The sequence below is a fragment of the Bifidobacterium mizhiense genome, assembly GCF_020884755.1.
Lineage (GTDB): Bacteria > Actinomycetota > Actinomycetes > Actinomycetales > Bifidobacteriaceae > Bombiscardovia > Bombiscardovia mizhiensis.
This window is the reverse complement of the sequence record NZ_BPWE01000003.1, coordinates 325,025-338,648: the sequence shown is the minus strand read 5'-3', so window position 1 is coordinate 338,648 and position 13,624 is coordinate 325,025. Positions and strand designations below refer to the sequence as shown.

General features: G+C 55.5%; 6 protein-coding genes, 1 tRNA gene and 1 pseudogene. 6 read left to right on the top strand and 2 right to left on the bottom strand.

What is annotated here, in order from left to right; genetic code table 11:
- The 5 genes and pseudogenes from LPC22_RS06195 to LPC22_RS06175 form a co-directional block, all read left to right on the top strand.
- Positions 1-148 (top strand): annotated as a pseudogene (locus tag LPC22_RS06195) (carbohydrate ABC transporter permease); the annotation flags it as partial.
- A gap of 103 nt (positions 149-251) precedes the next feature.
- Positions 252-1,607 carry an ABC transporter substrate-binding protein gene (locus tag LPC22_RS06190; RefSeq protein ID WP_229133144.1) on the top strand — a complete coding sequence of 452 codons (1,356 nt, stop codon included), beginning with the start codon at positions 252-254 and terminating at the stop codon, positions 1,605-1,607.
- A gap of 530 nt (positions 1,608-2,137) precedes the next feature.
- Complete coding sequence (locus LPC22_RS06185; RefSeq protein WP_229133143.1) at positions 2,138-6,484, top strand: discoidin domain-containing protein; 4,347 nt, start codon at positions 2,138-2,140, stop codon at positions 6,482-6,484.
- Positions 6,485-6,803: 319 nt separating this feature from the next.
- Entirely contained in the window at positions 6,804-10,220 is a 3,417-nt protein-coding gene (locus LPC22_RS06180; protein WP_229133142.1) for an immunoglobulin-like domain-containing protein, read from the top strand.
- Between the two features lie 651 nt (positions 10,221-10,871).
- Entirely contained in the window at positions 10,872-11,624 is a 753-nt protein-coding gene (locus LPC22_RS06175) for a Fic family protein (RefSeq protein WP_229133141.1), read from the top strand.
- Positions 11,625-11,940: 316 nt separating this feature from the next.
- On the opposite strand, the gene LPC22_RS06170 is transcribed toward LPC22_RS06175, so the two are convergent.
- Positions 11,941-12,016: transfer RNA gene (locus LPC22_RS06170), tRNA-Arg, on the bottom strand.
- A 167-nt stretch (positions 12,017-12,183) separates the two neighbouring features.
- On the opposite strand from LPC22_RS06170, the gene LPC22_RS06165 reads away from it, so the two are divergent.
- Positions 12,184-13,209 (top strand): endonuclease/exonuclease/phosphatase family protein, encoded by a 1,026-nt coding sequence (locus LPC22_RS06165; RefSeq protein WP_229133140.1) that lies wholly within the window; start codon positions 12,184-12,186, stop codon positions 13,207-13,209.
- A gap of 8 nt (positions 13,210-13,217) precedes the next feature.
- Here the strand turns inward: LPC22_RS06165 and LPC22_RS06160 are convergent, their stop codons facing one another.
- On the bottom strand, positions 13,218-13,553 hold the full coding sequence (locus LPC22_RS06160; RefSeq protein ID WP_229133139.1) for an exodeoxyribonuclease VII small subunit: 336 nt from the start codon (positions 13,551-13,553) through the stop codon (positions 13,218-13,220).
- Between the last annotated feature and the right edge of the window lie 71 nt (positions 13,554-13,624).

Sequence of the window (13,624 nt, the reverse complement as noted above, 5' to 3'; positions counted from 1 at the left end):
GGACCAGGCCAGCACCGCGGGCGGGCAGGCCATCCAGAACCTGGTCATCACCGGCAGCCTGATCACCATCATCCCCCTGGTCATCGCCTTCCTCCTCCTGCAGAAATACTGGCAATCCGGCCTCGCCGCAGGAGCCGTCAAAGAATAAAAAGAAACTAAAACCGTGCTACAGGCCTTGAGCCGTAGGACAGCGAAAAGATATCAGTAGTCATGTGTTGTTGCCAAGGACAACAGAAAAGGAGATAGGGACAATGAGGTTCGAAAAGATGACGAAGGTCATAGCCCTGACAGGTGCTGTAGCCATGGCGTTTGGACTCGCCGGCTGCGGTGGATCCGGCAGCGGTTCCTCTGCGTCGGGCAAGGGCGGGAAGACCGAAATCTTGGTCTGGTCCTGGGATTCGACCCTTCCTCGAACAGTCAAGGGATTCGAAGCCAAGAACCCCGACATCAAGGTGAAGGTCACCAATGTCGGCACCAACAAAAAAGAGTACACGGCCTTGAACAACGCTCTGTCCGCCAACAAGGGCGCCCCTGACCTTGCACAGATCGAGTATTATGCTCTGCCCGAGTATGCCACTCAGGACAAGCTGCAGAATCTGTCTGACATGGGCGCCTCCGGTTACAAGAGCTTCTATACGCCGGGCACATGGAATTCAGTGAATCTGAATGGAGGCGTTTACGCGCTGCCTATGGATTCCGGCCCCATGGCCCTGTTCTACAACAAGGAAGTGTTCGACAAGGCCGGAGTGACTGAAGTCCCCACGACCTGGGATGAGTATTACGAGGCGGCCAAGAAGATCAAGGCTGTCGGTTCCTACATCACTTCGGACTCAGGCGATGCAGGGTTCTTCGATTCCATGACCTGGCAGGCCGGCGCCAAGCCCTTTGCCACCAGCAAGGACGGCAAGACCGTCACTATCAATCTGACCGGTGACTCCAAGGTCAAGAAGTGGGACGACTACTGGCAGAAGATGATCAATGAGGACTTGATCAACACGAAGATTCCCGGTTGGTCGGATGATTGGAACAAGGGCCTCAACGACGGATCAATCGCCTCTTTGCTCACCGGCGCTTGGATGCCCTACAACCTGCTGTCCGGTGCTCCTGATGCCTCCGGCAAGTGGCGTGTGGCGCAGATGCCTACCTGGGAAAAGGGCGGAAAAGAGAATTCCGAGAACGGCGGGTCTTCCCTGGCTATGATCAAGACCAAGGACGATTCCAAGAGCAAGGCCGCATACAAGTTCTTGGAGTACGCTTGCCACAACGCAGAGGGCATCAAGACCCGTGTTGATGGTGGCGCCTTCCCGGCTGACAACAACACGCTGAAGTCCAACGAGTTCCTTTCGATGACCAGCTTGAAGGATGCCGACGGCAAGGACAACGCCTACTTCGGCGGCCAGAAATTCAACGAGGTCCTGTCGCAGGCCGCCAAGAACGTTCTGCCTGGCTACGAGTTCCTGCCCTTTGAGGTCTACGCACGTGGAATCTACGGTGACAAGATGACCGCTTTCACCTCCAAGTCGGCCACATTGGATCAGGGGATCGCTGCTTGGCAGAAGGATCTGCAGAATTATGCCAAGCAGCAGGGCTACACGGTGAAGGAATAAGGGTAACTCTCATCGAGTCAGCGCTGTAGAGCAGGTTCCTTAATAAGGTATACCGGCCAGAGGGGTCCCGGGGTATTTCCTTGGTCTTTCCCTGGCCGGTTTTTTATGCACATCGTGGTGCTCTCCCTGCGGTCTTCTACAAGACGTAAAGCGGGTAAGACTTTTTAAGAATGATCAATACCAGAATGTTCCACATTAGCAGTGGTCATCTGTTCGATTGTTGTCGTGCAACGAAGAGGCAACGTCGGCAATTCCTTGTCTTCAATGTCTGAAGAAGGATAAGAGGCATACTTATGAAATTCATGCGAACTATGGCGGTTATCATAGCGGCAGCGGCAACTTCGACGGCTATAGGCGGTCTCATGCCTGCCTATGCTGAGCCTTCCGCCCCAACAACAGCGACGGTGCGTCCTAACCCGTGGTATGCCAATGGTCCCTTCCAAGGTTGGGGCACTTCATTGGCCTGGTTTGCCAATGCCACAGGCCAATACGGTGAACCAGGGTCCATTACCCGCAGCAGCGGAAACTCCGTGACGGATGCCAAGGCACTGGAGTATGGCAAGCAGCTGCGGGAGAAGTTCTACACCAGTATTTTCGGTAAAGAAGGATTGGGGCTGAATAAGGCCCGTTTCAACATTGGCGGAGGCAACGCCTCAGACGTGGCTTATGGATACCCCTTTATGCGCCAGGGGGCGGCAGTTCCTGGATATTGGGCGGAAGATCCTGATGGAAGCAAGGGGCTGTATGGTGGCGTAACGACCAAACAGTCCGATGGGAATGCCTTGGATCAGGCCTTTGATCCGGCATCGGAGGATTCCTATGTGTGGGGCCCCAAGTCTTCTAAGAGCGATGCCGCCAAGTCCGTGCAGGCGCAGGAATGGTGGCTGAAACGCGGGGTCAAGAACGGCGACATTACTCATCTGGAGGCTTTTGCCAACTCAGCCCCCTGGTTCATGACCGAAGATGGGTACGCCACTGGCGGTTTTCGATCCGGAGACAACAACCTCAAGGATCCTGAGAAGTTCGCCGGATACATGGCCAGCGTGGTAAGTCATCTGGATCAGTTGAAGGCTGACAACGGCAAGAAGGTAAAGATCAATACGGTCGAACCTTTGAACGAGTCGGAGACGGCCTACTGGGGGACGCCGGGCGGAAGGGCCTCGGACGCTTGGTCCAGTGATCAACAGGCCCTGATCACACGCTATTGGGATCGATACTATGCGGATAAGGACAAGTCTGTCACGCCCTATTCAAATGCGGTGAAGAAGCCTCAGGAGGGGATGCATGTCGACAACGCCCAGGCTCAGCAAACTATCCTGGCCTTGGCCAAGGCGCTCAAGTCAGAAGGCTTAAAGGATGTCAAGGTCTCTGCGACGGATGCAACCGACTCCGGACAGTTTGTTGATTCCTATAATCAATATCCGCAGAATGTGCGCGATGCCATAGGGCAGTACAACACGCATTCATACGGCACCAATCGTCAACGTGTGGCCAGAGACATCGCCCAAGGGGACGGCAAGGTCATGTCCATGAGCGAGGTAGACGGTTCCTGGCAGGGTGGGGGATTCAACCCCTATGGCTTCGACAACGGCCTGGGCATGGCAGGCAAGATCAACAGTGATGTCTATGCACTGCAATCGCAGGATTTCACTTTCTGGCAGGTGGTCGAGGATCTGTACAATATGTCGACCGGGGACCAGGATGTCAATGGGCATCAAGCCAATCCCAGAGGGGAGAACACCAATTGGGGGACCGTCCTGATCGACTTTGACTGCACTGTTGCGGGCAGTGACGGAAAACTGTATTCCGAGCGTGCCGTAGACAACAATGGGGGTACGACCAGAGGCATCAAGCCTTGTTCCGTCGTAGTCAACTCCAAGTACAACGCGGTCCGGGCCTACACCCACTTTATCCATGAAGGGGATTCGATCCTGGCCAACGACGCCACCAAGGATAATATGACTGCTCGTTCGGCTGACGGTAGGACGCAAACCATCATCCATCGCAATGACAGCGACAATAAACAGCGCTTAATCATTGACCTATCCAACTATGGAAACATTGACAAGAATGCCAGCGGCAAGCTCTTCCTGACCACTGCGCCTGAATCCAAAAGCGATCCTTACGAGGCCACCATGGATTACATGAACGGGTACTCCAACCAGGAGCGTCCGGGAGCAGTCCATATCGATACAGTCGCCAAGACGGCCACTGTTGAATTGCCGGCCCGTTCGATCGCCTCCATTCAGCTGTCTGGTGTGAGCGGCCAGTCTAATCAGGCAGGCGTGCAGGATGGTGAGAGCTACCAGCTTGTGGGGCAACAATCCGGACGTGCTCTTCAAACCGGGAGTGATGGCAGCCTGACCATTGAGAATTCGGCGGCGGATTCACGGAGTGGCTCAGCGCAGACCTTCGTCTACCATCAGGTCAAAGCCTCGCGAGAACGTCCTGAACTCAAGCTGTTCATGATCACCGATCCCACCGGGAAAAAGATATTGAATGATCAAGGCAGAATGGTCGCCGGCTCCGTCGACGCGTCAAATCCAGATCCGCGGCAGTCTTGGATATTCAATACCGAGGATGGAACCACATGGAGTATGGTCAATGCAGCCAGTAAGAACGCACTTGAAGTAAGTGGACAGGCCACTGCCGCTGGTTCGCCGGTCGGTCTTTACTCTTCCAATGGTGGTGAAAACCAGGCTTGGACTCTGAGGTCTACCAAGCCTTCGGGCGTGCAGCAGGTCTATGTTCAGGCCCGAAAAGGCGGACATTTGACTATGCCGACGACGGTCACTCCCTACTATCCTTGGGGACTCGGGTCTCCGGTTCCTGTTCAATGGGATACCAGTATGATCGACGTCAGCAAAGAAGGTCGGTATCAGGTGACTGGGCATGCCGTCGATGTGTTTGGCAATTCCATCGCATGCAAGGCTGAGGTTTACATCGGCGACTTTACAGTAACTGATCCGGTATCCGTCACCCTCATGGTTGGTGCAAGCCGTCAGCAGGTGGAGGATGCAATCAAAGCAGCCCCGGTTCATGCGCACGTTGGTGCCTCGGAGGCTATGGATGCAGACCGCACAGCTGTGAAGTGGGACTTCTCCCAACTGGATGGACAGCTTGCCGATGCGCATGCAGGCGACAGACTGACACTCAAAGGACGCTTGGGGTCGGTCGGAGACGGCGGGCTGCCAGTGACAGCCTCGGTCTATCTGATGCAGGCCAAAGAGCAGAACATTGCTGACACCAGCAGCAACCTGACAGTCACTGATCAGCAAACCGAATACGGCAAGGCTGAACAGTGGAAAAAGCTGACAGACGGGGATACCTCCGCCGAGGCCTGGGTAACATGGAACTCCGCAGGCGATTACTCACACAAGCCCACCGCCACTCTAGATTTCGGCCAGGAGCGGGACTTAGGCTCACTGGTCATCACCTATGGCGACCACGCTCCAATCAGTGCGTTGGCTGAATACAGCTTGGACGGTCGCACCTGGCTTCCCTTGGGAACAGCTGCGAGTCCAAAGCCGGGACAGACTGTGACATTCAAGGGCAATGCCCAGGTCAAGGCCAGGCAGGCTCGAATTGTCAATACGGTGCAGGGGGACTTCATGAACGCCTCCGAAATACAGGCTTGGGCCATTCCCAAGGCTGATCCGGTGCACAATATCGCTCCGTCCTCCAGCTCTCACTTCAAGGTGAATGTGCAGGAAGGTTCGACGGCTGCAAAGGCCATAGACGGCGACAGCGGTCACAAGGGCTGGTCCACTTGGAACCAGGCGGGGATTCCGGTTGCTACCTTCACCTTCGACAACCTCCAATCCATCAGCGAGGTCAAGACTACCTTCTTCAGAGACGGCCGTGCTTCCTGGCCTAAGTCCCAGACTTTGGAGTATCAGGACGACAAGGGTGTCTGGCAGAGGGTCGGCGTGAAGAGCGGCTGGTATGTCCAGCCAGGTTCCGGCGCGGATACATCTACGGATGAGGACACTCCTGTGGCTGACTTCCGCATGTCTACGCCCATAGTTGCCAAGGCACTGCGTCTGACGAACACCCTGCAGGATACAGGCGTCTATATCAACGTCGCGGAAATCGAGGTTCTGGGAACTCAGGCGCAAGTCAAGGCTGAACCTATGCCCTCCGCTGATAAGGCCTTGGGCGATTTGCGGTTGGATGGCAAGACCATAGACGGATTCCTTCCTGACAAGACTGACTACACGGTACAGCTCCCGGTCGGCGCGGAAAGCAATCCGAAGCTACAAGCCTTTGCCCGCGATACTGCCGCTACGGTGAAGGTCAGGCATGTCAATGCCGAGGAGTCCGTCAAACGTGACGGGAACGTTCTAGGCGGCAAGGATGTGATCACGGTCAAAGCGGCTGATGGCAGCGGGAGCTCCGAGTACACCGTCAACTACGTTTCTTCCGTTCTTCAGAAATTGTTGGTCACTCCACCCAGCAAAACCCGATATCTGCTCAATGAGCGACTCGACTTATCCGGCATGGTTGTCAAAGCTGTGTATTCAGTGCCGAATGAGGAACCTATCAAGGTGGATATCAGCATCAACGACCCTGAATTGCTGGTGAGCGGTTTTGATTCAGCACAGCCAGGCAGGAAAAATGTGACCGTGACCTACCGCGGTGTCAGTGCGACCTTCCAGGTGGATGTGGTTGATGGCAATGTCGGCAACGCTGACTCACAGCCCGACTCGGGTCGTGGTCCAGGAGCCCTCGCTCATGCCAAGCAAGAGGGCGGCTCAGATGGCAGCAGTGCCTTGAGTCAGACCGGCGTAAATGTGATGCCAACGATTCTAGCGATCGTAGTCTGCCTGCTATGCGCAGGATCAGCATTAGCGGCGGTTCGCCGTCATCTGGGATGATGCGGAGAAGAGGAAAGCGATGAAGCTCAATCGAAGAAATATATTGGGATTCGCCGCGGCAGTAGTCGCCTTGGCGCTCCTGTCGCCCGGATCTGCGGCTATGGCCGTACAGGAGAAAACAGAGCAATTCGGTTCTGCCGGATTCAGCCGGCTGAAAACCGCTCAGGATGATGATCTCCGGACGATATTGGATACCACGAGGGTTGAGGATCTGCAGCCACTGGCTTCAGGTCATCGTTCCGATGATCAGAGCACAGCGCCCTATGATCATGCAGAGCCTAACAAGGGCGACGTGGATAGGTTGAAGCATGCTCGGTCTGTGGCCGAGGGAGTCCTAGCATCAGGCTCTGCCGATGAAGGCGAGAAGGATCGGGCCGGCAAGGACTTGAAGCAGGCCTTTGCCGCCGTGCGCTTCATCTACCATTACACTGCAGTGACAGGCACTAATGGCGACAGAATTTTTGACAACAAGGGTGATCTGCTGCAAGCGCATGGTGCCGGAATTCAACGGGTCAGTGCTGCTCTTCTTCCTGCTGCCGATCGGGGCTTGGATGCGGATGGAGACGGATATGTCTACGTCATGTGCGGTGAGGACAAAACTGATGGTCTGGTAGCGCATGGCGTGCAGATATACTACTCCGACGATCTGTGCAACTGGGTAGATAAGGGGCTGGGCTTTCAGACCTACCAGGGCGACAAGGATCTGGCTGGTAAATTGGCGGGCTCTGACCGCGTCTACCAGCGTTATTACAACGTGGCCAACCTTGAATCCGATCCGGATTACACGAACATCTACGGCCAGGATTTCAAGGCATTCTCCACGGATGCATCCAATGCCAACATCTCCGGCCCTCAGCAAGCCTTGGACTATCTGCTTTGGGATTTGAAGGCTCTGAAGGGCGACGGATCGGATCCGAAGAAGTCCAGCTGTGTCTTCGAGCGTCCCAAGATGGTCTATAACCCGACCACCAAACGCTGGGTGATCTGGTTCCATGCGGATGGGCCACGATATGGCAATGAGGCCACTGCAACGTATTCCAAGGCAAAGGCCGGAGTCGCCATTTCTGAGAGTTCCGATCCTGCTGGGCCATACAAGTACCTGGGATCCTTCCGTATGAGTCCCGGTGCCAATACCGGTAACCCTGGCATGGCGCGTGACATGAACCTGTACGTGGACTCCGGCAAGGATCAGAATCATGACGGTGTTGATGATGCCTATCTGGTGTATTCCAGCAACGAAAACCGCGATCTGACCATCTCGCTTCTGGACAAGACCTACACCAAGCTGGTTGAGCCGAACGCTCGACAGCAAAAGGGCGTCGATGTCTCCGCAGGCGATACCTACAACATCGTGGCCAGCAATAGCAAGGAGTCGCCGGCTCCGTTCAAGTGGAACGGCAGATATTACATCATCTATTCAGGCACTACCGGCTGGGCACCCAATGAAAACAAGTACGCAATCAGCCAGGGTGACGATTTTCTAGGACCTTATTCGGAGGTGGGGACGCCCTTCGTCAAAGGGGAGGGGTGGAACCAGAACCCGGCCAATTCCTTCTCAACCCAATCCAGCTCGGTTATCCCCTATGACCCCGCGCACGGCGTTTTCCTTTATTGGGGCGACCGCTGGTTCAATCCCGACACCGGGAATGACATCAGCCAGTCCAGGTATGTGATGACACCGATGCAATTGGTGAACGGGCATGTCCAGGTGTTGCCGGCTGCGGACTGGAAGCTGTCTGGTATGGACAAGTATCAGGCCATCGATGTGGTCAATGCCAATCTGCCGACTGAAAGCAGTTCGGTCAGTCGAATTGTTGCTGCGCTGCCCAAGAGCCTAGGCATCAGAGTTGGCGGTCAGACAGCCATCCGACAGGCTACGGTCAACTGGGAGCCCTACTTTGGCGCGGACCGTCCATACGGGCAGGTGACATTCAAGGGGAAGCTGCCTGAATACCAGAATGCGCCTATCAGCTTCACGGCTTCCATCTATCCGGAAAACTCCCGTCTGTTCATTGACGCGGGTTCGGCCCCTTCGAATGAGTCGAGCTACTATCGGAAGCTGAAAACCAAGGCTCCACGACTGATGAATGCAGACCGCAGCGACCAGGAATACACTGCTCAAGGCAAGTGGGGTCTGAGCAGCCGCATAGGTTCCGATGTCGAAGCATACGAGACCAGCCAGAACGGTATCTACGAAACAGGCTACTGGGCAAAATCCGGCAAGGACATACGATATCAGGCGGATTTGCCAGCCGGTACTTATACAGTTCAGGCGGGCTATCAGGAGTGGTGGAACAACAAGCGCCAAACTGAGTTCTCGGTTGTCTGCCATGACAAGACCATAGGCAAGACGAATATTGTGCCTGTTCAGGCCGGGAATGCCACCGATCCGATCACTTTCACCTTGGAGCATGCCGACAGCGTGACCTTCCTGACAAGATCCACAGGCGGCGGCGATCCTCTGCTGAGTTGGATCGGGGTCTCTGCGCAGGATGACGACCAGGTGGTTTCAGTCCAACAGGTTCAAGGCATCAGAACATTCAAGCAGGGCAGTCAGCCCGGGCTTCCAGACAAGGTGAGTGTCAGCAAGGCGAATGGAAAAAGCGAGGAGCGGACCGTGCATTGGCTAATTGATGCATCGAGTTTGACCCTCTACGCGCCAACCGAGGTGCTGGGCACCGTTGAAGGCACGACACTGCCTGCCAGAGCCAGCATTCAGGAGGTGGAAGATGGGCTGTCCTATTTCATTGATGTCAATGGAGGGGAGTCTTCGCCCACCTACAAGGCGCTGGCTGCCTTGTATGATGGCAAATTGGCCAATGGGTCTGCTGACCAGGGCTTTGACGATTTGTGGGGCAATACCTCCGGTAACTTTGGAAAGCAGGCTGACGGCAATGCTGATCCCTATAAGTCAGGGATATATGCCGGCGCTAACGGCAAGAAAGATAAACTGTCTTACAGGGTCCTACTGGCACCTGGCGAACATCAGGTTTCCTTCGGTTTCCATGATTGGTGGAGCCAGAACAGAACGACTGTGATCAGCTATTCCTATGACGGTCTTCCGACATCCCGTGCAGAGAATCGACTGACGACCGCGACCGTTGATGGCGGACGAACGATTGCCTCCGGAAAGATCAAGATTCCGCAGGGCTGGAACAAGGTAGTCACTTTCACCTTGGATTCCTCTACGGGCACTGGGCCGATACTCAATTGGATTTCCATAAAGGGTTCGCTGCCCCTAGGACCAGTGCCTGTGCAGCAGCGGCCCGTGATCTCGGGAGCGTCCAATGTGAAAATCGATCAGGGTTCCAACTTTGATCCCAAGGCCGGGGTCACTGCAGTGGATTCCTTGGAAGGTGATCTTACCGGGGCGATTCAAGTACAGGGATCCGTGAATAGTGCCAAGACAGGGCAATATACGGTCGACTACACGGTTGCTAATTCAAGGGGCAAACAGGCATCTGAAAAGCGGATAGTCACGGTCAGCCCCGTTGGCGGCAGCTCTTCCAACAAGCTTCGTGATCCAGCTGACAGCTCCGGCATCAAACCCGGTAAGGTTACCGGTTTAAAGCACAAGACCGGAACTCACAAGCATTCTGAGGGTTCGAGGCTTTCGGAGACGGGGTCGAACACGGAATTCTTCCTAGTGATAGCAGCCCTAAGTATGCTGTCGGCCCTGGTTTGTTTCGGGCTGATTCCGCATATCTGTCGGCACAGGATGGAGGGTAAGGGATAGCGCCTCATTCTAGTGTGATGTGAAATGCTGCTGCCCCTATCCCCAGGAATAGGGGCAGCAGCCAATCCGATGGACGAGCTGCCAGGCTAAGCCTGACCGTGTTCGTACTTGCTCGGTCAGGCTTCTTTTCTGGCTGCCACCGAGAAGGTCAGGGGGATCTGAGGTTAATTGTGCGGCATGATCCATCCCTTGAGATTAGGACTGTATTTATGTGTCATGGCTATGTGATCCAACATTTTATCGGCTAACACGCCATGCAAAATCCCCCCCCCCCCCCGGATCCTTTCGAAAGCTCTGTGCAAGACACAGAGTGTCACGAGTCTAGTCACGGGTAGGAGGATCTCGATGTTCTCGACAATGAAGTTTCCACTTCCCATGTTTTGTATGCGTGACACCTAAAAATAGGATGTCCGATAAGCAGCACATCACACCAGGAAAGGGGAACGCATGAATGCCATGAGCAAGAACCCGGCAAACATGTTTGGGTGACTGGATCGCCGACATGGTAAGTACCGCCAGCCACATTGAGGGTTTGCCCACAAAAGTTAAGCTCTTTGCGGCTGGTCGGTCGGAAGCCGGGCGAGAACAGTTGATGCAGAACACGGTCGGCATGAGAAAATCTAAGCAGAACAAAAACAGAAGGAAACGCACGTGAGCGAGTACGGATTGCTGAGCACCAAACAAGTTGCCCGACTTCTGTACTCCATGGGCCGAACCTTTGATGGATTGCAGTCGACATTCATGGCCACTGAGGAGTTCCTGCGCACGGGCAATCCCCAGGTCGTCAATTCCAAAGCCGACTACAACCTCCTTCTTGATTTGCGGCAGGCCGCAGAGCACACCCTGCACTACGACTATGCACACAAGCCGATCGATCTGGAGTACGTGAAGTCCATCAACGCGCAGTTGACAAGGACTGCTGCCATGGAACCAGGCAAGCTGCGCGACGAACGCACCCCCGTCATGGTCAACACATCTTTGGGAAGGTACGAGCCGCCCGTGCCTGATTCCGCCACTCTCGCATCCCTGATAAGAAGCACTGTTGAAAGAGCAACTGGGGAAGACATCCTGGAGGATGCGGTGCGTCTTTTCGCCGGCCTGGCCAAGATGCAGCCATTTGGCGACGGCAATAAGAGGACTGCGTTGCTCGCCGGCAATGGGCTGTTGTTCGCGCATGGCGACCGGCATCCGCTCACCGTGCCCACCAGTGATAAGGACAGGACCTGGTTCGACCGGGAGCTGGCTGCTTATTATCTCAACAATGATCAGACGATTATTCGTCATTTGGCAAGGTGGAACCGGCAGCAGGCACTGCTGGCCGAGCAGAGAGATAACGAGGATGAAATGCCGTTCTCCGCCCCTGAGCAGACTCAGGGAATGCAGATGGACAGCCCCACTCTATAGCCTCTTCTTCTTTCGGCTTGGGACGGTCAAACAAGCACAGCAATCAGTACATAGTGTAAGTCAGCCCGGGCCTGATTGGCTGCTCTGACTTCGATGGGCTGCCTGGCACCTGTGTCAGCCGAACTGCGTATAAGCACAACTAACAGTACCGACACCTCGTCCAGGACGGGCAACCCATGCCAATGTACATGTGTGGATGTAGTGGATGCAGGTTAGCGGGGAATGCTTGAGGCGACGCGTCAGAATACAAGAAGTCATTGGGCTGGAAAATGATTGCTGGGAGCAAAGCCAGGTATTTCTTTATGCCAGACCTTTATGGTGCCCCGGATGCGATTCGAACGCACGACACCTTCTTTAGGAGAGAAGTGCTCTATCCCCTGAGCTACCGGGGCAACGGAAACTACTGTACCACGAAGTGCGACTTGGGCAGGTCGCTGGTGTGCAGGCTAGGGCCGTGCGCTTCCTGGAGAAAGTCAGCCTCCTATCCCTGCCCGCCATACGGTCATGGTTTACAATTGCTCAACGGTCAAGCTGACCGTGTATCCCTTGGGAGGAGACCATGGCGAAATTCAGACAGTCCTTCCTGGTGAAGCATGTCTTTGGGTGGACGGCCAGACTGCTGACGTTGGTCAGCTTGCTGGCCCTAGTGGCGCGTGCCTGCCCGGCATGGCTGTCAGCGATACCATACCTGCCTGATCTGGCTGCTCTGACGCCCTGGTTCATCCTTTTGTGCCTGCTGGCCCTGGTCCTGGCTCTGATGGCTTCGCGATGGTTTACGGCTTTGGTGCTTATCGCTGCCTTGGCTCTGAATGTCTACTGGCAGTATCCCTTCTACCAGCAAGGATCCGAGCTCAATGGGCAAGCGGATCAGCTCCTGGCCCTTGAGCATCCCGACCGGTATGACAATGTGGCCCGGGTCATGACCCTGAATGTCTACAAGGGTCAGGCTGATGCTGACCAGGTAGTCAAGACTGTCAGCGACAACCGGGTTGAGGTGCTGGCTCTGCAGGAGGTCAGCAAGGATTTTGTGGGCCGTTTGCACAAGGCCGGTATCGACCGCTATCTGCCCCACGAGCAGCTTTCCACATCTTCGAAGGAATACGCCAACGGGCTTTGGACGGCCGCGCCAATGCAGTCTCCCTCAAAGGACGACGTGGGTTCTCGTTCCTCCATGATGCCGGCGGCCAGCATCGACTTCGACAGGGGCAAGACCAGTGTCAGATTCGTCTCAGTCCATACCACCTCGCCTCAACCGGGCAGTTGGAATGCCTGGCGACGCAGCGTGTCCGACCTGGGAAAGCTACGGAAGCACGAGCACACGCGATACGTACTCTTGGGGGACTTCAACGCCACCTACGATCATGCAGTTTTCCGAGACATGCTGGGGGAGCGGTTCAGTGATGGGGCACGTCAGGCTGGGCATGGCATGAGCATGACCTGGCCGGCCAATAGGGCCCCCTTGCCCAGGTTGGTGGCCATCGATCATGTTGTGGTGGACCGTGACATCAGAGCCAATCGGCTGCAGACCATACCCATCGATGGCTCGGATCATGCAGCTCTGCTTGCCACGGTGATGGTGGAATAGGGGGCTCTTCAGGCATCCAAGTTGGACTGGGTGCCAGCCTGGGCTCCGGCGCTGGCCTGCTCCTGCTGGGCGGCATCGAGCTTGGCGCGAACCTGGCCCAGCAGTTCCTGGGCACGCTTGGCCAAAGCCTCGCCGATCTCCCACTGACGCATGGAGGCATCCAGGTCCAGACCGCCGGCCTCCAGAGCCTGAACTGCCTGGATCAGCTGATCCCGAGCCTGCTCATAGGGCAGTTTGGCGATGGTCTCGCGTTCCTTCTGGCTCAGGGCCGAGGCCAGTACCGGCTCTTCCTTGCCCTGCTCCTTCTCCTTCTGCTGGGTCTGCTCCTCGTCGGTGTCGTTCATGCCTGCTCCTCTTCTTATCTGGTGCGTTATCAAATTTTTAATTAATAAGGATGATTATCGCTGATGATTAT

Coding starts and splice junctions, on each gene's coding strand:
- LPC22_RS06190 (WP_229133144.1), top strand. CDS start 252: ATGAGGTTCGAAAAGATGACGAAGGTCATAGCCCTGACAGGTGCTGTA.
- LPC22_RS06165 (WP_229133140.1), top strand. CDS start 12,184: ATGGCGAAATTCAGACAGTCCTTCCTGGTGAAGCATGTCTTTGGGTGG.
- LPC22_RS06160 (WP_229133139.1), bottom strand. CDS start 13,553: ATGAACGACACCGACGAGGAGCAGACCCAGCAGAAGGAGAAGGAGCAG.